General features: G+C 66.0%; 18 protein-coding genes and 1 pseudogene. 16 read left to right on the forward strand and 3 right to left on the reverse strand.

Annotation, left to right across the window (positions count from 1 at the left end):
• The first annotated feature begins 136 nt into the window (after nt 1-136).
• The 4 genes from ACQR0U_RS01945 to ACQR0U_RS01960 all read left to right on the forward strand — a co-directional run bounded on the left by ACQR0U_RS01945 (nt 137) and on the right by ACQR0U_RS01960 (nt 5646).
• Nucleotides 137-625: a (2Fe-2S)-binding protein gene (locus ACQR0U_RS01945; protein ID WP_315715032.1), complete on the forward strand. Its 489-nt coding sequence runs from the start codon at nt 137-139 to the stop codon at nt 623-625.
• Nucleotides 622-2904, forward strand: a complete 2283-nt coding sequence (locus ACQR0U_RS01950) for a molybdopterin cofactor-binding domain-containing protein (protein WP_434872074.1) — start codon at nt 622-624, stop codon at nt 2902-2904. The genes ACQR0U_RS01945 and ACQR0U_RS01950 overlap by 4 nt, the downstream gene beginning before the upstream one ends.
• A gap of 218 nt (nt 2905-3122) precedes the next feature.
• Nucleotides 3123-4232: an HD-GYP domain-containing protein gene (locus tag ACQR0U_RS01955; protein WP_315715034.1), complete on the forward strand. Its 1110-nt coding sequence runs from the start codon at nt 3123-3125 to the stop codon at nt 4230-4232.
• A gap of 112 nt (nt 4233-4344) precedes the next feature.
• Nucleotides 4345-5646: a cytochrome P450 gene (locus ACQR0U_RS01960; protein WP_316183721.1), complete on the forward strand. Its 1302-nt coding sequence runs from the start codon at nt 4345-4347 to the stop codon at nt 5644-5646.
• An 8-nt stretch (nt 5647-5654) separates the two neighbouring features.
• Here the strand turns inward: ACQR0U_RS01960 and ACQR0U_RS01965 are convergent.
• Nucleotides 5655-7227 (reverse strand): annotated as a pseudogene (locus ACQR0U_RS01965) (AMP-binding protein).
• 155 nt (nt 7228-7382) lie between these two features.
• Here ACQR0U_RS01965 and ACQR0U_RS01970 point away from each other — a divergent pair.
• Both ACQR0U_RS01970 and ACQR0U_RS01975 read left to right on the forward strand, forming a co-directional pair.
• Complete coding sequence (locus ACQR0U_RS01970) at nt 7383-8207, forward strand: RnfABCDGE type electron transport complex subunit D (protein WP_434872075.1); 825 nt, start codon at nt 7383-7385, stop codon at nt 8205-8207.
• Nucleotides 8204-9532, forward strand: a complete 1329-nt coding sequence (locus tag ACQR0U_RS01975; protein ID WP_434872076.1) for a DUF2330 domain-containing protein — start codon at nt 8204-8206, stop codon at nt 9530-9532. The genes ACQR0U_RS01970 and ACQR0U_RS01975 overlap by 4 nt, the downstream gene beginning before the upstream one ends.
• An 18-nt stretch (nt 9533-9550) precedes the next feature.
• Here the strand turns inward: ACQR0U_RS01975 and ACQR0U_RS01980 are convergent, their stop codons facing one another.
• Nucleotides 9551-9961: a VOC family protein gene (locus ACQR0U_RS01980; RefSeq protein WP_434872077.1), complete on the reverse strand. Its 411-nt coding sequence runs from the start codon at nt 9959-9961 to the stop codon at nt 9551-9553.
• A 112-nt stretch (nt 9962-10073) separates the two neighbouring features.
• Between ACQR0U_RS01980 and ACQR0U_RS01985 the strand changes: the two genes are divergently transcribed.
• From ACQR0U_RS01985 to ACQR0U_RS02025, 9 genes are all read left to right on the forward strand, one after another.
• A complete protein-coding gene (locus tag ACQR0U_RS01985; RefSeq protein WP_316166327.1) occupies nt 10074-11048 on the forward strand; it encodes a Bug family tripartite tricarboxylate transporter substrate binding protein in 975 nt (324 codons plus the stop codon).
• A 208-nt stretch (nt 11049-11256) separates the two neighbouring features.
• Nucleotides 11257-11550, forward strand: a complete 294-nt coding sequence (locus tag ACQR0U_RS01990; RefSeq protein WP_315715041.1) for a DUF3551 domain-containing protein — start codon at nt 11257-11259, stop codon at nt 11548-11550.
• A gap of 144 nt (nt 11551-11694) precedes the next feature.
• Complete coding sequence (locus ACQR0U_RS01995; RefSeq protein WP_315715042.1) at nt 11695-12312, forward strand: hypothetical protein; 618 nt, start codon at nt 11695-11697, stop codon at nt 12310-12312.
• Entirely contained in the window at nt 12299-12679 is a 381-nt protein-coding gene (locus tag ACQR0U_RS02000; RefSeq protein WP_315715043.1) for a winged helix-turn-helix domain-containing protein, read from the forward strand. The genes ACQR0U_RS01995 and ACQR0U_RS02000 overlap by 14 nt, the downstream gene beginning before the upstream one ends.
• A gap of 36 nt (nt 12680-12715) precedes the next feature.
• Complete coding sequence (locus tag ACQR0U_RS02005; RefSeq protein ID WP_315751826.1) at nt 12716-13459, forward strand: di-trans,poly-cis-decaprenylcistransferase; 744 nt, start codon at nt 12716-12718, stop codon at nt 13457-13459.
• Nucleotides 13460-13528: 69 nt separating this feature from the next.
• Nucleotides 13529-15475: a tetratricopeptide repeat protein gene (locus ACQR0U_RS02010; protein WP_315751827.1), complete on the forward strand. Its 1947-nt coding sequence runs from the start codon at nt 13529-13531 to the stop codon at nt 15473-15475.
• 152 nt (nt 15476-15627) lie between these two features.
• Nucleotides 15628-16728, forward strand: a complete 1101-nt coding sequence (locus ACQR0U_RS02015) for an HlyD family secretion protein (RefSeq protein WP_315751828.1) — start codon at nt 15628-15630, stop codon at nt 16726-16728.
• A gap of 8 nt (nt 16729-16736) precedes the next feature.
• Nucleotides 16737-19484, forward strand: coding sequence for a ribosome-associated ATPase/putative transporter RbbA (rbbA, locus tag ACQR0U_RS02020; protein WP_315825822.1), 2748 nt, complete (start codon nt 16737-16739; stop codon nt 19482-19484).
• A gap of 3 nt (nt 19485-19487) precedes the next feature.
• Nucleotides 19488-20612 (forward strand): ABC transporter permease, encoded by a 1125-nt coding sequence (locus tag ACQR0U_RS02025; protein ID WP_315751829.1) that lies wholly within the window; start codon nt 19488-19490, stop codon nt 20610-20612.
• A gap of 81 nt (nt 20613-20693) precedes the next feature.
• On the opposite strand, the gene ACQR0U_RS02030 is transcribed toward ACQR0U_RS02025, so the two are convergent.
• On the reverse strand, nt 20694-21515 hold the full coding sequence (locus tag ACQR0U_RS02030) for an outer membrane protein (protein WP_316173570.1): 822 nt from the start codon (nt 21513-21515) through the stop codon (nt 20694-20696).
• Nucleotides 21516-21846: 331 nt separating this feature from the next.
• Between ACQR0U_RS02030 and ACQR0U_RS02035 the strand changes: the two genes are divergently transcribed.
• Nucleotides 21847-22116, forward strand: a complete 270-nt coding sequence (locus ACQR0U_RS02035) for a hypothetical protein (protein WP_315715049.1) — start codon at nt 21847-21849, stop codon at nt 22114-22116.
• The last annotated feature ends 141 nt before the right edge of the window (nt 22117-22257 follow it).

Genomic DNA, 22257 nt, shown 5'->3' on the forward strand with positions numbered 1-22257 from the left:
GTTCAAATCTCGTTGCGTCGCCGTCGCAACGGGATCATTCTTATGATGGCTGGCATCTATCCGGTGGGTCCCAGCGAATCGATAAAACCGAACTTCGCCATAAGCGAAGTCGCACGCCGGGCGGGGAAGAAACCAAATGCCCAATCTCACCATCAACGGGCGGACCATGTCCGTCGACGCGGCGCACGACACGCCGCTGCTATGGGTCATCCGCGAGCAGTTGCAGATGACCGGCACCAAGTTCGGCTGCGGCGCCGGGCTGTGCGGCGCCTGCACCGTGCATGTCAACGGCGAGGCCGTGCGCTCGTGCCAGACCATGGTCGGCGACGTCGCGAACAAGAAGATCACGACCATCGAGGGGCTGTCGCAGAAGGGCGATCATCCCTTGCAGAAGGCGTGGATCGCCGAGCAGGTGCCGCAATGCGGCTACTGCCAGTCCGGCCAGATCATGCAGGCGGCCACGCTGCTCGCCAAGACCACGAGCCCGACCAAGGAGGAGATCGTCGCGCATATGGACGGCAATCTCTGCCGCTGCATGACCTATTCGCGGATTCAGAAGGCGATCCAGCGCGCCGCGTCCGAAATGCGCACCGCGTCCAACTCGAGCGACCGGAGAGCGACATGAACCAGCACGTCAAAACCAATTCCTCGGTCGCGACCGATCTCAGCCGCCGCTCCTTCCTGGTCGGCACCGCCGCCACCGGCCTCGTGCTCGGCTATGCCGGCCTCGCCGACAGCGCACTGGCGGCCGCGGCGCCGGCCAATTTCGAACCCAGCGTCTGGTATGCGATCGCGCCGGATGGCCTGGTCACCGTGACCTGCGGCAAGGCCGACATGGGCCAGCACATTGCGTCCACCATGGCGCAGATCGTCTGCGAGGAGCTCGGCGCGGCCTGGAAGGACATGCGGGTCCAGCTCGCCTCCAACGATCCGAAGTTCAACGATCCCGTGCTCGGCGCCCAGATCACGGGCGGCAGCTGGAGCACGATGATGAACTTCGATGCCATGAGCCGCGCCGGCGCCGCGGGCCGCATCGCGCTCACCGAAGCCGCTGCGACCGCGATGGGCGTGCCGGCCAACGAACTCGTGGTGCGCGACGGCGTCGTGATGCATCCGAAGTCCAAGAAGCAGATGAGCTACGCCGAGATCGTCAGGAGCGGCAAGATCACCAAGAGCTTCACGCCTGACGAATTGAAGGCGCTGACGCTGAAGACGCCCGATCAGTACACGATGATCGGCGTCTCGGTGCCGCAGCTCGACATTCCCTCCAAGACCAACGGCACGGCGAAATATGGCATCGATACGATGCTGCCGGGCATGGTCTACGGCAAGGTCGTCACGCCGCCGGTGCGCTTCGGCGCGACGGTCACGGCGGTCGACGACTCCGAGGCCAAGAAGATGCCGGGCTTCATCAAGGCGGTGACGCTCGACGACAAGACCGGCTCGACCTCGGGCTGGGTGGTGGCGGTCGCCAACACCTATGCCAACGCCAGGAAGGCGGCGGACGCGCTCAAGATCAGCTATGACAAAGGCCCCTATGCCAATGTCAGCACCGACACCATCATCACCGAGGCGATGCGGCTGCAGGCGCAGGACGATGCCGGGCAGTTCTTCGTCAAGGACGGCGATCCCGTTGCAGCGATGTCGGGCGCGGCCAAGGTGCTGGAGGCGGAGTACACCACCAGCATCAACATCCATGCGCCGCTGGAGCCGATGAACGCGACCGCCGAGTTCAAGGGTGACATCCTGCACATCTACACCGGCAATCAGTTCGCGACCCGTTCCGGCGCGATCGCGGCGGCTGCGGCCGGGATCGATCCGAAATACGTCGTGATGCACCAGGCCTGGCTCGGCGGCGGCTTCGGCCGCAGGCTCGATGCCGACATGATGGTGCCGGCGGTGCAGGCGGCCAAGGCGGTCGGCAAGCCGGTCAAGGTGATCTACTCGCGCGAGAACGACATGACGATGGACTACTCGCGGCCGCTCACCTACCAGAAGGTCAAGGCCGGGCTCGACAGCAACGGCAAGCTGATCGCGCTCAGCCATGACGTCGTCTCGGCGTGGCCGACGGCGCGCTGGGGCATCCCGGACTTCCTGTCGCCCTCGGTCGACAAGAAGGGCCCGCTCGACTCGTTCACGGTCAATGGCGCCGACTTCTTCTACACCGTGCCCAATCATCATGTGCGAGCGATCAAGAACGAGCTCGCGCATAATGCGACGCCATCGGGACAACTCCGTTCGGTGGCGCCGGGTTGGACGTTCTGGGCGGTCGAGAGCATGATCGACGAGATCGCGGTGGCCTCGGGGCAGGACCCGGCGCAGTTCCGCATTGCGCTGCTCGACGGCAAGGGCAAGAACGACGGCGGCGCGCAGCGATTGCGCAACACGCTGCTGGCAGCGATGGGCCTGTCCGGCTACGGCGCCCGGAAGCTCCCGCAAGGCGAAGGCATGGGCGTCTCCTGCGTTTCATCGCAGGAGCGTGCCACGGCGAGCTGGACGGCGTGCGTCGCCCATGTCGCGGTTGCGCCCACGGGCGCGGTCACGGTGAAGAAGCTCACCGTGGCGACCGATGTTGGCACCCAGGTGCATCCCGACAACATCCGCGCCCAGGTCGAGGGCGCGGCGCTGTGGGGGCTGTCGCTGGCGATGTACGAGAAGGCGACGCTGAAAGACGGCGGCATCGAGCAGACCAACTTCGACAGCTACACGCCGCTGCGGATGAGCCAGGTGCCGGAGGTCGCGATCGCCGTGATCGCCAATGGCGAGAAGGCTACCGGCGTCGGCGAGCCCGCGGTGACCGTGGTCGCGCCAGCGCTCGGCAACGCCATCTACAACGCCTGTGGCGCGCGGTTGCGCTCGCTGCCGATCACCGCCGCAGCGGTCAAGGCGGCGATGAAGGCCTAGCGTCGTCGCGAGACCATTCCTGTATCTGGGAACCGCCGGAGCTCGTCTCCGGCGGTTCTTTTTTGCGCTGCGGTCAGGTTCCCGCGCGGCACGATTTGAATGATCCTCTTAACGTCTCGCTCACCTGAAACGATACAGCTTGAATGATCGGCTTAAGCCGCGACGAACCCGTATCCCGGTAACTTGCATGGGCAGTAAACCGCAGGGGGCGAGCACGTATGAGCGCGACAGCCAAGCAGACCGTGACCCAGACCGCGAACAGGCGCCATCTCCTGCTCGCGTCGGATCGCGGTGACCAGAGCAGCGAGCTGGCGCGCATCCTGCGCTCGGTCGGCGACGTCGACATGATGCCGACCACCGAAATCCCCGAGAACCCCGGCAACCGCTTCTCCGGCGTCATCGTCGACATCAACCTGCGTTCGCCCGAGAGCGTGCAGCGGGTGCGCAAGAAGCTGTCGTCACGCGCCTATAGCGACGTGCCGCGGCTGTTCGTGCTCGCGGAGGCGCTGCACCACGCCACCATGCAGGCATGGGCGCTCGGCGCCACCGATACCATCGCGCGGCCGTTCAGCCCGGCCGACGTGCTGCAGCGCATCCGCTCGGCGCTTCCCGCCGACGACGGCTATGACGAGACCGATCGCGGCAAGCTGCTCAATCGCGGCGTCGAGGCCGCGCAGGCCATCATGGTCAAGATCTTCGAGAAGCTGCCCACCGGCGCGCATCTGACGATGGAGGACATCGTCGCGGCCGAGAACAAGATCCTGAAGGCGATCAAGCACTCCTCGCTGCGCGAATGGATGACCGTGGTCGGCTGTCATCACAACGACACCTATCGGCATTGCCTGTTCGTGACCGGCCTTGCGGTCGGCTTCTCGATTCATCTGGGCATGCGCGACGACGACCAGCGCCGGCTGGTCCGCGCGGCGCTGCTGCACGACGTCGGCAAGGCGTTCATCCCGGTCGCGATCCTCGACAAGCAGGGCAAGCTGACGGCGGAAGAGATCGCGCTGCTTCGCCAGCATCCGCGCCGCGGCTACGAGGCGCTGTGGCGGCAGGGCGGCTTCCCGCCGGAGATGCTCGACGTCATCCTGCATCACCACGAATTCCTCGACGGCTCCGGCTATCCCGACGCGCTGCACAACGAGCAGATCAGCGACATCGTGCGCCTCACCACGATCGTGGACATCTACGCCGCGCTGATCGAGCACCGCGCCTATCGGCCGGCCTTCACCCATGCGCGCGCGTTCCAGATCATGGAGAACATGGGCCCGAAGCTCGACCAGCAGCTGCTACAGGCGTTCCGCCCGGTCGCGATGGGCGCGCATTGACGCGATCGCCTGAGAGCGCATCCATCGCCCGAGGGTAGCCGCTCGACGCAAGTGCATCTCGGCCGAGGCGCACTATCCTACCCGCCAATCGGTGAAAGGCGGGAGGAGCAGCATGGGCGCAGCCGAACAGGCCGGCGAGGTCATTCCCGGGCACATCGCCGCCGCGCTGGTCGATCCGGCCTGTTATGCCGACCACCGCATCCATGATGCCTATCGCTGGCTGCGCGCCAACAATCCGCTCGGGCGGGCCGAGCTCGATGCGTTCGATCCGTTCTGGGTGGTGACGCGGCACGCTGACATTCTCGCCATCAGCCGTCAGAACGATCTGTTCCACAATGCCGACCGTGCGACCACGCTGACCAACAAGGCGGTGCTGGAGCGCGTTCACAAGATTACCGGCCAGCCCAATCTCGTGCGTTCGCTGGTGCAGATGGATGCGCCGGACCATCCGAAATATCGCGCGCTGACGCAGGGCTGGTTCATGCCGGCCAACATCGCCAAGTTCGAGCCGCGCATTCGCGAGATCGCGCGGGCGACCGTCGGCCGCATGGCGGCGAAGGCCGCGGCGAATGGCGGCGTCTGCGATTTCGTCGCCGACGTCGCGCTCCACTATCCGCTGCACGTGATCATGGAGATTCTCGGCGTGCCGGAGGAGGACGAGCCGCGCATGCTCAAGCTGACGCAGGAGCTGTTCGGCCCGCAGGATCCGGACACGGCGCGGGTGCGGGAGGCGCTGTCGGCCGAGGTGTTCGCGGCGATGCTGCAGGCGGTGGTGGCCGATTTCGCCGCCTACTTCCAGCGCATCACCGAAGACCGCAAGGCTCATCCGCGCGACGATCTCGCCACCGTCATTGCCAACGCCAGGATCAATGGCGAGGACATGCCGCTGCACGACCGCACCAGCTACTACATGATCGTGGCGACCGCGGGTCACGACACGACGTCGTCGTCCACGGCAGGCGCGATCTGGGCGCTGGCGGAAGATCCCGAGCAGTTCGCGCGCGTCAAAGCCAATCCCGAGCTGATCCCGGGCCTCGTCGACGAGGCGATCCGCTGGATGACGCCGGTCAAGCATTTCATGCGCAGCGCCACCGCCGACACCGAGCTCGGCGGACGCAGGATCGCCAAGGGCGACTGGCTGATGCTGTGCTACGCGTCCGGCAACCGCGACGAGGCGGTGTTCGAGCAGCCCGACACGTTCCGCTGTGACCGCAAGCCGAACCGCCACGTCGCGTTCGGCTATGGCGCGCATCTCTGCCTCGGCCAGCATCTCGCCAAGCTCGAGATGCGCATCCTGTTCGAGGAACTGCTGCCGCGGCTCACATCGCTGTCGCCGGCAGGGCCGGTGCTGATGACGCGGGCAACGTTCGTGAACGGACCGAAGAAGCTGCCGATCCGCGTCACGATGGGCTGACGCGGCGCTCAATCCAGCAGCTTGCGCAGCTCGGCCTTTGCGACCTTCTCCAAGGTTGAGCGCGGCATCTCGTCGACCAGCTTGACCTCGCGCGGCACCTTGAAGTCGGCGAGCCCGGCGCGGCAGGCGGCCAGCACCTTGTCGGGCAGCTCCTCGCGCGCGATCCCGGGCTGCGGGATCACGAACGCGACCGGCACCTCGTCCAGCATCGGATGCTTCCTGGCGACGACGGCGGTCTCGCGTACGCCGGGCACGGTGATGATGACCTGCTCGATCTCGGACGCCGCGACGTTCTCGCCGCCGACCTTGAGCATGTCCTTGGTGCGATCGCCGAACTTGATGAAGCCGTCGGGCAGGCGCGTGACGCGGTCGCCGGTCAGGAAGAAGCCGTCGGCATCGAAGCTCGTGCGCGTCGCTTCGTCGTTGTAGAGATATTCGGCGAACAGCGACAGGCCGGGCACGCCCTTGATGGCGAGATTGCCGGTGGCGCCGACCTCGGTCGGCCGGCCGTCATCGTCGGTGATGCGGATGGTGTATTCCGGCGCCGCGCGGCCGATCGACATCGGCGCGTTCGGCTGATCGACCTCGCCGACGATGCCATGGGTGATGGTCTCGGTCATGCCCCACCAGCCGATGATCTTGATGCCGAACTTGGCGAAGGCGGGCGGCTCGGACACCGCCGTGCCCCACAGCCGGAACTTGTGATGCTTCGGTACCTCCTGGTCGAGCAGCGCCTTCATGCAGAACGGGATGGTCGAGGTCCAGGTGCTGCCATGCTCGAGCGCCGCGCTCCAGAACCGGCGCGGAGAAGCGCGGCTGGATCACGCAGGTCGCGCCGACCCAGAGTGTGGCAAGCATCGAATAGGCCAGCGCGTTGGTGTGGAACAGCGGCAGATAGGTCTGGTGCACGTCGCCCTGATGCAGATCCTCATGGACGGCGTTGACCTTGGCACCCCACAGCGCGTTGGCATGCGTCCACAGCACCGCCTTCGGCCGCGATGTCGTGCCCGAGGTGTATTGCACGCTGCACGGCGCCAGCGGATCGGCCGGCCGCCGCGGCCGATCGGCGCTGTCGGCAAACAGCGCTTCGAAGCGCTCGCCTCGTTCGACGGCCGACGCCTCCGCCTGACCCGGATCGTGCGAGATCACGGCGATCCATTTGAGACCGCGGCAATGCGCTGCGATCATCTCGGCATAGGCCGGCTGCGTGATCGCAGCCACCGCGCGACAGTGCTCCGCGAAGTAGCTCATCTCGGCGGCTGCCGAGCGCGTGTTGGTCGTGACGGCGAGCGCGCCCAGCTCGACGCAGGCAAACCAGGCAAGCATCGCCTCGACGCAATTGTCGAGATGGATCAGCACGGCATCGCCGGGCTGGACGCCGCGCTTGACCAGCCCGGCCGCCAATGCGCCGACACGCTCGTGAAACTCGCCATAGGTCCAGCGGCGCGCCGGTGCCTCGAACGGCGCCGAGATCAGGAACGGATGATCGCGCCGGGTCTCGCTGCGCAGCTTCAACAGCCACGGCACGTCCATGCCGTCGAACGGCGTCACCGTGCCCGCTGCCATCGTCGTTCCCATCATCTTCGCTCCCGTCGTTCTTGAGTACGGCCTGTCTCCGGCCGCTTCGTTCTCGTCGTCATCTTCTGCCACCTTGCGCCGTCGCGATCAAATCGGGATTGAACCCGTCTCCGTTCGCGGGCGACCAATGGCGCGGCAAGACACGCCCGGAGGTTTGCATGCAGGCCGAGCCACGACCATGGCGGCTGCCCGATGCCCGCTATTTCCAGATCGCGGCATTGGCGACGCTGCTGGCGATCAATTTCGCCATGATCGATTTCGGCGCGCGTCCCGCAGCGAGCGTGGTCGCGGTCGCCATGGCGCTGCTCACGCAAGTGGTCTGCTGCCGCATCTCCGGCGCGCCGCTCGATGTCAAGTCTCCGCTGATCACCGGCCTGTCGCTCAGCCTGCTGTTGCGCGCCGATGCGCTGTGGCTGCATGCGGCGGCAGCGGTGATCGCCATCGGCTCGAAAGTCGTGCTGCGCGTCGACGGCAAGCACGTGTTCAACCCGGCGGGGTTGGCGATCGTGGTGCTGCTGTTCAGCTCCAAGGGCGTGTGGATCTCGCCCGGCCAATGGGGGACGGAGGTCTGGTTCGCGAGCCTCGCCGGCTTCTTCGCGATCCTGGTGCTCGGCGCCTCCCGCCGCGCCGACATCGCCGTCTATTTCTTCGCCAGCCATGCCGCACTGCTGCTGCTGCGCGCCGCCTGGCTCGGCGATCCCCTGGCGATTCCGCTGCATCAGTTGCAGAGCGGCTCGCTGCTGATCTTCACCTTCTTCATGATCTCCGACCCGCGCACCTCGCCGGACTCGCGCGTCGGCCGGCTGCTGTTCGCGCTGAGCGTTGCGGTCGCGGCGCACTACCTCACCTTCGCCATGCAGATGCGGCCGGCGCTCTACGTGTCGCTGATCGCGCTGTCGCCGCTCACGCTGCTGCTCGACCGGCTCGTCCCTGAGACCCGCTTTTCCTGGCGTTCGCCCGTTCCCGAAGGAGTGTCGACATGACCCTGCGTAGCAGCAAGCTCTTCCGCACCGGCGTCGCGGCCGCCGCGATCCTGGCGAACGCAGCGATGGCGCCCGCGAATGCCTTTTGCGGCTTCTATGTCGCCCAGGCCGACGCGAAGCTGTTCAACCAGTCATCGAAGGTCGTGCTGGCCCGCGACGGCGAGCAGACGGCGATCACGATGGCCAGCGACTTCGAGGGCGACGTGAAGGAGTTCGCGGTGGTTGTCCCCGTGCCGACCTTCATCGAGCGCAAGCAGATCGGCGTGGTCGAGCCGAAGACCATCGACCATCTCGACAAATACACCGCACCGCGGCTGGTCGAATATCATGATGCCGATCCATGCGCGCCGGTCGTCGTTGCGGCGCGGGCGATGCCGGCGGCGCCGATGATGGCAGGCGCTGTCTACGAGATGGCTCGGCGGAACTACGGCGTCACCGTCGAGGCCAGCTACGACGTCGCCGAATACGACGTGCTGATCCTGTCGGCGCAGGAGAGCGACGGACTCACGCGCTGGCTGACCGACAACGACTATCGCATCCCGCAAGGCGCCGAGGCCGTGCTCGGCAGCTACATCAGGCAGGGCATGCGGTTCTTCGTCGCGAAGGTCAATGTCGAGCGGATGAAGGGGATCGGCAACGGCTCTCTGCGGCCCCTGCAGGTGCGCTACCGGAGCGCCAAGTTCATGGTGCCGCTGCGGCTCGGCACGGTCAATGCCAGGGGACCGCAGGACCTGATCATCTATGCGCTCACCAGGAGCGGCCGCATCGAGGCGGCCAACTATCGAACGGTGAAGATCCCATCCGATATCGATGTTCCGCTCTATGTGAAGGACGAGTTCGGGCTGTTCTACAAGGCTGTGTTCGAACGCGCCGTCGCGCGCGAGAACATGCAGGCGGTGTTCGTGGAATATGCCTGGGACATGGGATGGTGCGATCCCTGCGCCGCCGATCCCATGAGCAACAAGGAACTGGTCGAGCTCGGCGCGCGCTGGATCGGCAGCGACGATGACGCCGCCTTCAGCCTCCGCCGGGGCACGGCCGGAGCCAACGCCTTCGTGACCCGGCTGCACGTGCGCTACGATGCGAAGTCCTTCCCCGAGGACATCGTCTTCGCCGAGACCAAGGACCGCAGCAATTTCCAGGGCCGCTATGTCCAGCACCATCCCTGGCGTGGCGAGGCGTCCTGTGCCGCGGCGAAGACCTACCAGGACAATCTCGCCGCACGTTTCGCCACGCAGGCGACGGATCTCGCGCAACTGACCGGATGGTCGCGCAGCGAGATCATCGCGAAAATGGACAAGAGCGGCGAGACCGTGACGAAATGACCTCAGGGAGGCCTCGGCTCAATCCTGATACGAGGAGATCTCGATCAGGCTGCCGTCGGGATCGCGGCAATACACCGAGCGCAGCGTGCCGCGCGCGCCCTGCTTGGCGACCGGGCCCTCCTCGATGGCAATGCCGAGCGCCTCGAGATGCGCCACCACCTCGTCGGGGGTGCTGGTGGTGAGGAAGCAGAGGTCGTCGCTGCCGGCCGCGACATGGTCGGCCGTGAACCAATCGACCCTGTCCGCGTCCTTCGGTCGCACGTTGATCTTCTGGTTCCCGAATAGCAGCGATGTGCGCCTCACCTTGCCTTGTCCGGGATCGAACACCTGGACCCTCATGCCCAGCACCTGTTGGTACCACGCCGTCGTGCGGTCCACGTCGGCGACATTGATGACCAGATGATCGAGCGCATCGACCTTGACCGGCATGGGGCTCTTCCCTCCTGATGGGGCATCGATCTCGCCGCAATCGCGGCACTCTGCTACAATCGATCCCGGCGGCTCGTTAACCGCCGCTCAACGATAATGCCTGAGGAAACGCATGATTTCACGTCGTACCGCGCTTGGTCTGATCGCCTCCGCCGTCCCGTCCATCGCTGGCGTTCGCAAGGCGTCCGCGGCCGACTATCCCACCCGTCCCGTCCGCTTCGTGGTGGGTTATCCTCCGGGCGGCGCGACCGACATCCTAGCGCGGCTGATCGGCCAGCGGCTGTCCGAGACGCTCGGTCAGCAGTTCATCGTCGAGAACAAGCCGGGGGCCGGCAACAATATCGGCACCGATGCCGTCGTGAACGCGGCGGCCGACGGCTACACCGTGCTGCTGGTCAATCCGGCCAACTACATCAATGCGAGCCTCTACACCAATCTCAAGTTCAACTTCGTCCGCGACATCGCGCCGGTGGCCTCGTTCAACCGCGTCCCCAACGTGATGACCGTCAACAAGGACATCGAGGCCAAGAACGTCGCCGAGTTCATCGCCTATCTCAAGGCAAACCCCGGCAAGGTGAACATGGCCTCGTCCGGCAACGGCACCTCGGTGCATCTGTCGGGTGAGATGTTCATGGCGATGACCGGAACCAAGATGCAACACGTGCCCTATCGCGGCGCGGCGCCCGCGATCACCGACATGCTCGGCGGCCAGGTGCAGGTCATCTTCGACAACATGCCCTCCATCATCCAGCACATCCGCTCCGGCTCGTTGCGAGCGCTCGGCGTCACCACGCAGCAGCGTTCGCCGCAATTGCCGGACGTCCAGGCCGTCGCCGAGACCGTACCCGGTTACGAGGCGAGCGCGCTGTTCGGCATCGGCGCGCCGAAGAACACGCCAAAGGAGATCGTCGAGAAGCTCAACAAGCAGGTCAACACCATCCTGGCCGAGCCCGAGATCAAGGCCCGTCTGGTCGATCTCGGCGGCGAGCCGCTGATCCAGTCGCCGGAGCAGTTCGGCGCCCAGATCGCCGCCGAGACCGAGAAGTGGAAGAAGGTCGTCGAGTTCGCCGGCCTGAAGGTCGAATGAGTCGACCTGGCGACGCCGCAATCGCTGGGCCGCGTGCCGCGACGGGTCTTCGATGAGGCGCCGGCCCGCGAGACGGGCGTCGAGGGCTGAAGGTGACGTGCCGCGCATGCGACACGTCACGGCCTTGGTTGGTGATCCGTTCCGCCGATTTGTCGTTTTTTGACCATGCCGGTGTGGTGCAACCCTCCGGCCAAAAGAGGAACAGATCATGCGCAAGGTTATGATGATGGCAGCCGGCCTCGTCGGCGTTGCACTTGGTGGCGGTATCGCGCCGGCCTCCGCAGGCGGTTACGACTATCCCTGGTGTGTGCAGGGCCGAGGCGTCGGTTACCCCGGCGACTGCTCCTATCAGACCTTCGAGCAATGCCGGGCGAGTGCCTCCGGGCGCAATGCAGGCTGTGGCATCAATCCGCGCGTCGCGTTCGATCCTGCCCGCCGCGGCCCCTCGGTCTATGTCGACATGCCGCCGCCGCGCCGCGTGCACCGCTATCAGTATTACTGACGCCTCTACGGAGCGGGTCGGCACGCGCGGCCAAGCGGCTGACGCAGGCGCGCTTCCGGAATCGCGCGGGCTTGCATCGACTTTGCGTTCGTATATACTTTGTATTGCAAAGTTAAACGAGCCGTTCCGGGCCTCAGGTGAGACATGCGCGACCTCGATAAGGCGCTGGCGGACATCATCGCGATCCGCAGCCAGCTTGCGGCGGGCACGGCATTTCGCGGCTACGGGCCGGCGACGATGGCCGCGACCTCGGCCGTAGCGCTGGTCACTGCGCTGCTTCAGCAGCTGTTTCTGCGCGACCCGACGGCCGACGCGTGGACGTTCCTGCTCGGATGGGCGGCGGCAGCCTGCGTGTCGCTGACGATGATCTGGTTCGAGATGCGGGCGCGGTCGCGCCGGCATCATTCCGGCCTTGCGGACGCGATGATTCATCAGGCGGTCGAGCAGTTCCTGCCAGCGGGCATCGCTGGCGTCCTGCTCGCGGTGCTGCTGTGGAAGTTCGCGCCGGAGGCGCTGTGGATGCTGCCGGGCCTGTGGCAGATCCTGATGTCGCTCGGCGTGTTCGCGTCGGTGCGCTCGCTGCCACGCACGGTGGCGCTTGCCGGGGCGTTCTATTTCATGGCCGGCTTCGCCGTGCTGCTGGTCGGCAGCGCCACGCATGCGCTGTCGCCATGGACGATGGGGCTTCCGTTCGCGATCGGACAGGGGCTGATGGCGGGCATTCTGTATTTTGCGACCGGAGAGTCCGATGTCGAAGACTGACGGCAGCGCGCCGTTCTCCTATGACGGCCTCGATCGCGTCATCCACGAGAAGGCACGGCTCGGCCTGCTCACCTCGCTGATGGCGCACCCGAAGGGTCTCGCTTTTGCCGACCTCAAGCAGCTCTGCGGGCTGACGGACGGCAATCTGTCCCGCCATCTGCAGGTGTTGCAGGAAGCCGGTCTCGTCGAGGTCACCAAGGGCTATGAGGGCAATCGCCCACATACCACCTGCCGGCTGACCAAGGCGGGACGCCGCCGCTTCCTCGATTATCTCGCCGTGCTCGAGCGCCTCGTCCGCGACGCCGCGGCGGCTGCCGGCAAGGAACATACGCCATCGTCGGTCGGCCTGATCCCGGGCCGCATCTGAATCGCGCATCGCACTTTTTCGACCTGGAGCTTTGCAATGCAAAGTAGTCTGCAACCTAAATCGCCTGCTGTGGTGGATGGCCTGCATGTCGGCATCATCATGGACGGGAACGGCCGCTGGGCGACGCGCAAGGGCCTGTCGCGGCTGCGCGGGCACGAGGCGGGGGTCGAGGCGATCCGGCGCGTCGTCGAAGCCGCGCCCGACCAGGGCATTGGGACCCTGACGCTGTATGCGTTCTCCAGCGACAATTGGCGACGCCCGCGTGCCGAGGTCGCCGCCTTGATGGCGCTGTTGCGGGTCTATCTCGCCAGCGAGGTGGAGTCGCTGGTACGCAACGGCGTCCGCCTCACCGTGATCGGCCGTCGCGACCGGCTGCCCGGCGGCATCGCCGATGCGATCGGCCGGGCCGAAGCGGCAACCCGCGACGGCAGCACCCTGCATCTGCGCATCGCCGTCGACTATTCGGCGCGCGACGCGATCCTCGAGGCCGCGGCGAAGGCCCGCGAAATCGACGGCCTGACGCGTGCGGCGTTCTCCGACCTCGTGACCGGCGAAGCCGGCTTGCGCGACGTCGACCTGATCATCCGCACCTCCGGCGAGCAGCGCCTGTCCGATTTCCTGCTCTGGGAAGGCGCCTATGCCGAGCTGCATTTCACCCAGCGGATGTGGCCCGATTTCGATGCCGCAGATCTCGCGCAGGCGCTCGCCTCGTTCCGCGGCCGCGAGCGCCGCTTCGGAGGACTCGAGGCGGTGCCGCTGGCGCCGGCACCGGTCGCCTGACGACGGCCCAATCTTTCCGCACATCGGGGAATCATCTACCGCTTGCAGCACGAGCGCAGAGATCCCCTGATGAAGCACAAGCAGCGCCGGCCTGCCGGCAAGCCTCCGGTCAGATCCGGATCGATGGGCCACACCGATACGCCCGATGCGCTGTGCGCCGCCGCGCTGCGGCTGCTGCGCGCCGGCCGGCTCGCGCAGGCCGAGGATGCGTGCCGCCGCGCGCTGACGCTGGACGCGGCCTCGCTCGACGCGCTGCGTGCGATGGGACAGGTCTGCCTGGCGCTCAAGCGCGTCGATGATGCGATCGAGTGGTTTGCCCGCGCCGTTCGGCAGGACATGTCCGCAGCGGAGTCCTTCGTCGGCTTGGCGCAGGCGCTGCGGGGCTCCGGCCGCGTCGATGAAGCGATCAAGGCTTATGATCGCGCGCTGCAGCTTCAGCCGGATGCTGTGGAGAGCTGGGATGCGCTTGGCGAACTGCTGCAACTGAGGGGGCGGCACGCCGAGGCGGCGCTGGCCTGTGATCGGCTGCTGCAGCTCGCGCCCGATCGTGCCGCGACGTGGTTTCGTCTCGGCGAGGTGCTCGAAGCCCAGGGCCGGCGTGACGAGGCGGCGCTGGCCTTCGATCAGGTGGCGCAGCTCAAGCCAGATCACGTCGAGGCGGCCAATAAGGCCGGAGCGCTTCATTTCGATGCTGGCCATTACGAGCAGGCCATCTCGCGCTTCGGGCAGTCGCTGGCAGTGATGCCGGATCAGGCGGGTGTGCTGTACCTGAACGGCATCGCGCTGCGGCGGCTGCGCCGCTACCAGGAAGCCGAGACTCTCGGCCATCGCGCGCAGCTGCTGGCGCCCGACAATCCCGACTTCGCCAATGGCTATGGATGCATCCTGCAGAACCTCGGCCGTCACGATGACGCCGTCGCCATGTTCGACAAGGCGATCGCGCTCCGGCCGCAGACCGCGGATTTCCACAATCATCGCGGCACGTCGCTGGCCGAGCTGCATCGCTTTGCAGAGGCGTTCGAAAGCTTCGATCGCGCCGTCGCGCTGAAGCCTGATCTGGCCGATGCGCATTGGAACGCGGCGCTGTTCCGGCTGCTGACCGGCGACTTCGCCCGCGGCTGGGCGGCGCGCGAATGGGGACGAAAATGTCGCGCCGTCGGCTTCGTCGAGCGCAGCTTCGAGGCGCCGCTGTGGCTTGCGGACGCGCCCCTCGCCGGCAAGACGATCCTGCTCCATAGCGACGAGGGGCTCGGCGACACGATCCAGTTTTCGCGCTACGCCACCCTGGTGGCCGCGCAGGGCGCGCGCGTCGCGCTCGAGGTCGACGCGCCGCTGCAGCCGCTTCTGTCCGGCCTGGACGGCGTGGCGCAGTGTCTTGCCCGCGGCATCGATGCGCTGCCTGCCATCGACTATCACTGCCCGCTGTCGAGCCTGCCGCTCGCCTTCGCCACCCGGCTCGACACCATCCCTGCTGCGCCGTGCTATCTGCCGCGCCCTCCCGAGGCGCGCCGGGCGATCTGGGAACAGCGACTCGGTCCGCATGACCGCTTGCGGGTGGGCCTGGTCTGGTCGGGCAACCCCGCGCATCTCAACGATCACAACCGTTCGATTTCGTTGCCGACGCTCGCGCCGCTGCTCGAGACCGGCGCGCGGTTCGTTAGTCTGCAGAAGGAGCCTCGGCCATCCGACAAGGCCGCGCTCGCCGCGCGCGACGACATTCTCGATCTCACCGCTGACATCCGTGACTTCGTCGATACGGCGGCGCTGATCGACAATCTCGACCTGGTCATCACCGTCGATACCAGCGTGGCGCATCTGGCCGGCGCGCTGGGCAAGCCGACTTGGATCATGCTGCCCTTCACGCCGGATTATCGCTGGCTGCTCGGCCGTGACGACAGTCCCTGGTATCCGAGCGTGCGGCTGTTCCGCCAGGACGCGCGACGTGACTATGCCGACGTCGTCGCGCGCGTGCGCGAGGCGCTCGCCGCACGGCTCGCGATGGTCAGCGTGTGCTGAACGTTTGAGCATCAACGACGCCATAACTGAAACGTGATCGGCTGGCTGAGCCGCCGGCGCGTGCCGCCCGATGGCGATTGAGCTGCGTCAACGGATTTCTGCGTGCGTATGGCACACGGAACGCCTGCTTCAGCGACGAAGGCGTTTTTGGAATGAATCAGCAGGAATCCGAGCTTGTCAGTGACATCCGGCCTGTTCGTGATACGCATGCTGGACCCGGCGCTGTCGTTCCCTCGTCGGCGGTGCCTGTTCCCGTGTCCCATCAGCCGCGGCGCAGGTGGGCGTTGTGGCCGTTTCTGCTGCTCGTGCTCGCCGTCGGGGCTGCCGGTGGTGGCGGCTACGTCTGGTGGCAGCGCCTGCATCCGCCGCTGCCGGTGGGCATCAGCGTCAGCAACGGCCGCATCGAGGCTGACGAGATCGACATCGCGACCAAATATGCCGGGCGCGTTGCCGAGCTGCGCGCCGATATCGGCGATCGCGTCGAGGCCGGGCAGATCGTGGCGCGGATGGACACGAAGGAGCTGCAGCAATCGCTGTCGAAGGCGCAAGCCCAGGCCGAGCAGGCGCAGCACGTCGTCGACCAGGCCCGTGCCAATCTCGCGCAACTGCAGGCGCAGAAGACGCTCGCCGAGCAGGAGATGGAGCGCACCCGCAGCCTGCTGCAGAGCGGCTGGACCACACGCGAGCTCGCCGATCAGCGCCAGCAGGCGCTCGACAATGCGACCGCCGGCCTTGCCGGCGCGCAGGCGCGGATTTTCGAAGCCGAACGCGGGCTCGAAGCGGTTCGTCACGACGTCGCGCTCTACACCGTTCAGATCGCCGACAATTCCTTGATCGCGCCGAAGCCCGGCCGCATTCAATATCGTCTCGCCAATGTCGGCGAAGTTCTCGCCGCCGGCGGCAAGGTCTTCACCATGCTGGACATCGGCTATGTCTACATGGACGTGTTCCTGCCGACCGAGGAGGTCGGCAAGGTCAAGATCGGCACCGAAGCGCGGATCGTGCTCGATGCCTATCCGGATCGTCCGATCCCGGCGAAAGTTGCGTTCGTGGCGAGCCAGGCGCAGTTCACGCCGAAGACGGTCGAGACCCGCAGCGAGCGTGACAAGCTGATGTTTCGCATCCGTGTACGCGTCGATCCGGATAGACTGGCTGCGCATGCCGATGCCGTGAGGAGCGGATTGCCGGGCGTGGCGTATGTCAGGTGGAATCCCGACGTCGCATGGCCGGCGCGTCTGCAAGTCTCGCCATGATGGCCGACATGATCGGCGATGCGTCTCCGGTCGCGATGGTCAGGAACGTCTCGCAGCGCTATCGCGGCGTGATCGCGCTCGACAACGTCTCGATCGACATTCCCGCCGGCCGCGTGGTCGGGCTCATCGGTCCCGATGGCGTCGGCAAGTCGTCGCTGCTGTCGATCCTGGCCGGCGCGCGCGCGATCCAGGACGGGCAGGCGCGCGTGCTCGGGGCCGACATGGCGGACCGGCGCGCCCGCACGCAGGTGTGTCCGCGGATCGCCTACATGCCGCAGGGTCTCGGCAAGAATCTCTATCCCGATCTCAGCGTGCGCGAGAACATCGCGTTCTTTGCCCGGCTGTTCGGCCAGTCGAGGTCCGAGCGCGACTGGCGCATCGCCGAGCTGATGGAGGCGACGGCGCTGTCCGATTTCGCCGACCGGCCGGCAAAAAAGCTGTCCGGCGGCATGAAGCAGAAGCTCGGCCTGTGCTGCTCGCTGATCCATGATCCCGATCTGCTCATCCTCGACGAGCCGACCACCGGCGTCGATCCGCTGTCGCGCCGGCAGTTCTGGGACCTGATCGACCGTCTGCGCGCGCGCAGCGCGGCGGGCATGAGCGTCATCGTCGCCACCGCCTATATGGAGGAGGCGGAGCGTTTCGACTGGCTGATCGCGATGAACGACGGGCGCATCCTCGCGACCGGCACGCCGACGGAGCTCAAGGCGCAGACCCACGCGGCGTCGATCGAGGACGCGTTCGTCGCGCTGCTGCCCGACCGGCCGGCGCGCGACCGCGCCGAGATGCCGGCCAAGTCCGAGCTCGACGGCAGCCACGAGACCGTGATCGTCGCGCGCGACCTGACCTGCCGCTTCGGTGATTTCACCGCGGTCGACGGCGTGAACTTCCAGATCCGCAAGGGCGAGATCTTCGGCTTCGTCGGCTCCAACGGCTGCGGTAAGACCACGACGATGAAGATGCTGACGGGGCTGCTGCCTCCTAGCGCCGGCGAGGCGCTGATCTTCGGCCGCTCCATGGAGGCCGGCAATCATGAATCGCGCAGCCGCGTCGGCTACATGTCGCAGGCGTTCTCGCTGTATGGCGAGCTCACCGTGCGGCAGAACCTGGTGCTGCATGCGCGGCTGTTCCATCTGCCGCTGGCCGCTGCCGGGAAGCGGATTGCCGAACTGGTCGAGCGCTGCGACCTCACCGACCATATCGACAGCCTCGCGGCCGATCTTCCCCTCGGCATCCGCCAGCGCCTGTCGCTCGCGGTGGCGATCGTCCACGGACCCGATCTGCTGATCCTGGACGAGCCGACGTCGGGCGTCGATCCGGTCGCGCGCAATCAGTTCTGGCGCCTGCTGATCGAACTTTCGCGTCAAGATGAGATGACGATCTTCGTCTCGACGCATTTCATGAACGAGGCGGCGCGTTGCGACCGGCTGTCGCTGATGCATGAGGGGCGGGTGCTGGCGACCGACACGCCGGACGGCCTGATCCGCGCCAAGGGCGCGCAGACGCTGGAGCAGGCGTTCATCGCCTTCCTCGAGCAGGATGCCGGCGTCGCCGATCCGCCGGTCACGCTGACCCAGGCGCGACCCTATCCACGCCCCGCCGATCGGCCGCGGGACGAGCAACGGCAGGCCGCCGTCAGCCCGCGGCGGCTGCTCGCCTATACGATCCGCGAAGGTCTCGAGCTGATCCGTGACCCGATCCGGCTGATGTTCGCGCTGTTCGGAACGGCGTTCCTGATGATCGTGATCGGCTTCGGCATCTCCACGGACGTCAACAACCTGACCTTCGCCGCGCTCGACCGCGATCAGTCGCCGGAGAGTCGCGCCTATCTGTCGGAGCTCAGAGGCTCGCGCTATTTCGTCGAAAGGCCACCGCTCGCCAACTATGCCGAGCTCGAACGGCGGATGAAGAGCGGCGACATCAAGGCCTCGATCGAGATCCCGCCGAACTTCGGTGTCGACATCAAGCGCGGCCGGCCGGCCTTCGTGTCGGCCTGGATCGACGGCGCGATGCCGTTCCGCGCCGAGACCATCCGAGGCTACCTCGAAGGCACGCATCAGCTCTATCTCTCCGATCCCGCCGTCAAGACGACGCAGCCGTTGCCGGCCTCGCCGGTCAATGTCGAGATCAGGTTCAAGTACAACCAGTCCTTCGACAGCATCTACGCGATGGCCCCGAGCACGATCGCACTGCTGCTCGCGCTGTTTCCGGCCATCCTGATGGCGCTCGCGGTCGTGCGCGAGAAGGAGCTGGGGTCGATCACCAATCTCTATGTCACGCCGGTGACGCGGCTCGAATTCCTGCTTGGCAAGCAGCTGCCTTACATCGCCGTCGCGCTGGTGAATTTCGCGCTGATGTACGTGATGGCGATGGTCCTGTTCCGAGTCCCGCTCAAGGGCGCCTTTCTGCCGCTGATGGTCGGCACCTTGGTCTACGTCGTCACCACGACCGGCTTCGGCATGCTGATCTCGACCTTCTGCCGCACCCAGATCGCGGCCCTGTTCGGGACCGCGATCCTGACCGTGCTGCCGGCCACGCAATTCTCGGGCATGCTGGTCCCGGTGTCGTCGCTGTCCGGCGTGGCCAAGCTGATCGGCATGGTCTTCCCGATGACGTACTACCGCCCGATCGCGGTCGGCACCTTCACCAAGGGGCTGGGCTTTGCCGATGTCGGCGCCGACATCCTGATCCTTTTGATCTTCATTCCCGTCCTGACCGGGTTCAGCCTGGCGATGCTGCCGAAGCAGGAGGCGTGAGCCATGATGCGCTCGCTCTCCAACGTGTTCTGGCTCGGAACCAAGGAGCTGCGTAGCCTGTTCGGCGACGTCGTGCTGATCGGGCTCGTGATCTATTCGTTCACCGTGGCGGTGATCAGCCAGGCGCAGAGCAGTTCGCAGGAGCTGCATCGCGCCTCGATCGCCGTCGTCGACGAGGACAGCTCCGAGCTGTCGCGCCGGATCGCCAGCGTATTCCAGCTGCCTTACTTCCAGCCGCCTGTCTACATCAGCCAAGGCGAGGTGGAGCGGCTCATGAACAGCGGCCGCTTCACGTTCGTGCTCGACATCCCGCCGAATTTCCAGCGTGACGTCCTTGCCGGGCGGAAGCCGTCGGTGCAGGTCAACGTCGATGCGACCGCGATGATCCAGGCGGGAATCGGATCCGGCTATGCGCTGCAGATCATCAATACGGAGGTCGCCTGGTTCGTCGCCCGCTCCGAGACATCCTCGTCGGCCCCGGTCAACCTGGTGACGCGGATCGCGTTCAATCCCAACGTCACGACGGCCTGGTTCGAAGGCGTGATGGGCATCATCAACAGCGTCACGATGCTCGCGATCATCCTGGCCGGCGCGGCGCTGGTGCGTGAGCGCGAACATGGCACCATGGATCATCTGCTGGTCATGCCGCTGTCGCCCTTCGAGATCGCGATGTCGAAGATCTGGGCCAATGCGCTGGTGATCGCCGTCGCTGTCGCCATCGCGCTCTACGCCGTCGTGCGGTGGTATCTGCGCGTGCCCATCATGGGCTCGATCCCGCTGTTCATGGTGGGCACCGTGCTGTATCTGTTCTTCGCGACCGCCGTCGGGCTGTTTCTCGGCACCATCGCGCGGTCGATGCCCCAGCTCGGTCTGCTCTATATCCTCGTCGCCGTGCCGATGAACCTGTTGTCGGGCGGGATGACGCCGGTGGAAAGCCAGCCGGTGTGGCTCGCCACCATCATGAAGGCGTCGCCGTCGACGCATTTCGTGTCGTTCGCCCAGTCGATCCTCTATCGCGGCGCCGGCATCGATGTCGTCTGGCCGCAATTCGTAGCGGTGGCGGCGATCGGCGCCGTTGTCCTGGCGTTGACCTTGCGCCGCTTCCGGGCGGCGATCGCGGCGGCCTGAGCCCGCCATCGACCCCAACAAAAAAGCCTCGGCTCTGGGCCGAGGCTTTTCCTTGAATGGCGTCGCTATGGATGACGACGATCAGTAGCGCGCGGCCGCCGGGCCGCCAAACTTGTAGTTCACGCCGACCCGGACCGTGTGGAATGAGAAGTCCTGGGACAGGCGCTCGACGTAGTTCGAGCCGGGCGGGGCAAAGGTGCTGCCCGGGACGTAGGTCGAGGTGTAGTTGATGCTGCCGAGGTCGGTGTAGAGATACTCTGCCTTGACGGTCCAGTTCGGTGCGAACGCATGCTCGACACCCGCGCCGACGGTCCAGCCGACCCGGGTCTCGTTGGCCGAGGCGGTCTTGGTGTAGCCGTTTGCCGAGGTCAGATCCCAGCTGCCCTTGACATTGCCGACCGCGAGACCGCCAGTGACGTAGAACAGCGTCGTATCGACCGCGTAACCGGCGCGGCCGCGCAGGGTCATGAACCAGTCGTTCCGGATGCTCTCGTTGAAGGTGCGGGTCGTGGGCGGGTTGGCCGCCGTGTAAACCGTCCGCTTGTTGAGGTCCGATCCGTTGATGTCGGCCTCGATGCCGAAGACGCCGGCGCCGCTCTGCCAGTTGTAGCCGGCCTGGAGACCGCCGAGCACGCCGGCCGGATTGAGCCGGTTGTTGCTGATGTTGACGAACTCATTCTGGAAGGCGGCGCCCTCGACCGCCCAGCTGCTGGTCTGGTCCAGCGTCGTGTTCAAGTTCGACCGGCCCCAGCCGTAGCCGACGCTGCCGCCGAAGTAGAAGCCGGTCCAGTTGTAGATCGCGACCGGAGGGGGAGCCTTGGTGTAGCGGGCCGGCAGATCCGCGGCGAATGCGCCGAGCGAGCTGGCGAGGAGCAAAGAGACGGCTGAGGCAAGGGTTTTCATCGGTCACAATCCTCAATCAAAATCAGCAACATTGAGACAAGCTTTTCTCACAATTCGGCCGATTAGGCTGTAGTTCAACTACAACACTCGTGAGCGTAAGTATCTGTGACGACGTCACTTTCCGCGCGTGTGGTCTTAACCTTAAGTCATTGTAAATCCGACGAGGCGGTCAACTGATACCGAGCCGTTTCGACGAAGCGGACAATCGGCCGCACCGCGTTAGTCAAGGATTCGCCAACCATCCGGGCACGCGGTCTTGCCCGCTAACGATTTCGCAAATCGGGCGCGTGCACCTTCGGCGCGTCCTGGGGGACGGAGAGGGGAGAGCATCATGATGATGAATGGGGAAGCGGTTCTCGAGAACGTGCGGCGCTATCGGACCATCGCCTCCTTGTACCGCCAGACTGCGGCATTTCGCCCACATCAGCGTGACTCGCTGCTGGCGCAGGCGGCCGAATGGGAAAGCCGTGCGGTCGCCGAGCTCGAGGATTATTTCGTCGCTCGCCAGGCACCGTCGCAACCGCCGGCGAACATCAACTACAATATCGGCCATCACGGGGGCTCCTACCGGCCGTCGCACCGGCAGATGGCGGCCGCGTAGTTCTTCGGGCACAGCGCGTCATTCCTGCGGCGCGATCGGCGCCCGAGCGACAGTGAGGGAGTTGTCACAGCGCGTCTCCATTTCATCTGCAGGCCGGGGTCTGGCGCAGGACTTGCTGGGTCTGATGTCAGCTCCGCCATG

The organism is Bradyrhizobium sp. HKCCYLRH3097, from assembly GCF_051167875.1.
Classification (GTDB): Bacteria; Pseudomonadota; Alphaproteobacteria; order Rhizobiales; family Xanthobacteraceae; genus Bradyrhizobium.

What these genes read in the sequence shown, in the direction of transcription:
- ACQR0U_RS02035 (WP_315715049.1), top strand. Translation starts at nt 21,847, where the DNA reads ATGATGATGAATGGGGAAGCGGTTCTCGAGAACGTGCGGCGCTATCGG.
- ACQR0U_RS01945 (WP_315715032.1), top strand. Translation starts at nt 137, where the DNA reads ATGCCCAATCTCACCATCAACGGGCGGACCATGTCCGTCGACGCGGCG.
- ACQR0U_RS01970 (WP_434872075.1), top strand. Translation starts at nt 7,383, where the DNA reads ATGCAGGCCGAGCCACGACCATGGCGGCTGCCCGATGCCCGCTATTTC.
- rbbA (WP_315825822.1), top strand. Translation starts at nt 16,737, where the DNA reads ATGATCGGCGATGCGTCTCCGGTCGCGATGGTCAGGAACGTCTCGCAG.
- ACQR0U_RS02000 (WP_315715043.1), top strand. Translation starts at nt 12,299, where the DNA reads ATGTCGAAGACTGACGGCAGCGCGCCGTTCTCCTATGACGGCCTCGAT.
- ACQR0U_RS02005 (WP_315751826.1), top strand. Translation starts at nt 12,716, where the DNA reads ATGCAAAGTAGTCTGCAACCTAAATCGCCTGCTGTGGTGGATGGCCTG.
- ACQR0U_RS01955 (WP_315715034.1), top strand. Translation starts at nt 3,123, where the DNA reads ATGAGCGCGACAGCCAAGCAGACCGTGACCCAGACCGCGAACAGGCGC.
- ACQR0U_RS01980 (WP_434872077.1), bottom strand. Translation starts at nt 9,961, where the DNA reads ATGCCGGTCAAGGTCGATGCGCTCGATCATCTGGTCATCAATGTCGCC.
- ACQR0U_RS02010 (WP_315751827.1), top strand. Translation starts at nt 13,529, where the DNA reads ATGAAGCACAAGCAGCGCCGGCCTGCCGGCAAGCCTCCGGTCAGATCC.
- ACQR0U_RS02030 (WP_316173570.1), bottom strand. Translation starts at nt 21,515, where the DNA reads ATGAAAACCCTTGCCTCAGCCGTCTCTTTGCTCCTCGCCAGCTCGCTC.
- ACQR0U_RS01975 (WP_434872076.1), top strand. Translation starts at nt 8,204, where the DNA reads ATGACCCTGCGTAGCAGCAAGCTCTTCCGCACCGGCGTCGCGGCCGCC.
- ACQR0U_RS01950 (WP_434872074.1), top strand. Translation starts at nt 622, where the DNA reads ATGAACCAGCACGTCAAAACCAATTCCTCGGTCGCGACCGATCTCAGC.
- ACQR0U_RS02025 (WP_315751829.1), top strand. Translation starts at nt 19,488, where the DNA reads ATGATGCGCTCGCTCTCCAACGTGTTCTGGCTCGGAACCAAGGAGCTG.
- ACQR0U_RS02015 (WP_315751828.1), top strand. Translation starts at nt 15,628, where the DNA reads ATGAATCAGCAGGAATCCGAGCTTGTCAGTGACATCCGGCCTGTTCGT.
- ACQR0U_RS01995 (WP_315715042.1), top strand. Translation starts at nt 11,695, where the DNA reads ATGCGCGACCTCGATAAGGCGCTGGCGGACATCATCGCGATCCGCAGC.
- ACQR0U_RS01960 (WP_316183721.1), top strand. Translation starts at nt 4,345, where the DNA reads ATGGGCGCAGCCGAACAGGCCGGCGAGGTCATTCCCGGGCACATCGCC.
- ACQR0U_RS01985 (WP_316166327.1), top strand. Translation starts at nt 10,074, where the DNA reads ATGATTTCACGTCGTACCGCGCTTGGTCTGATCGCCTCCGCCGTCCCG.
- ACQR0U_RS01990 (WP_315715041.1), top strand. Translation starts at nt 11,257, where the DNA reads ATGCGCAAGGTTATGATGATGGCAGCCGGCCTCGTCGGCGTTGCACTT.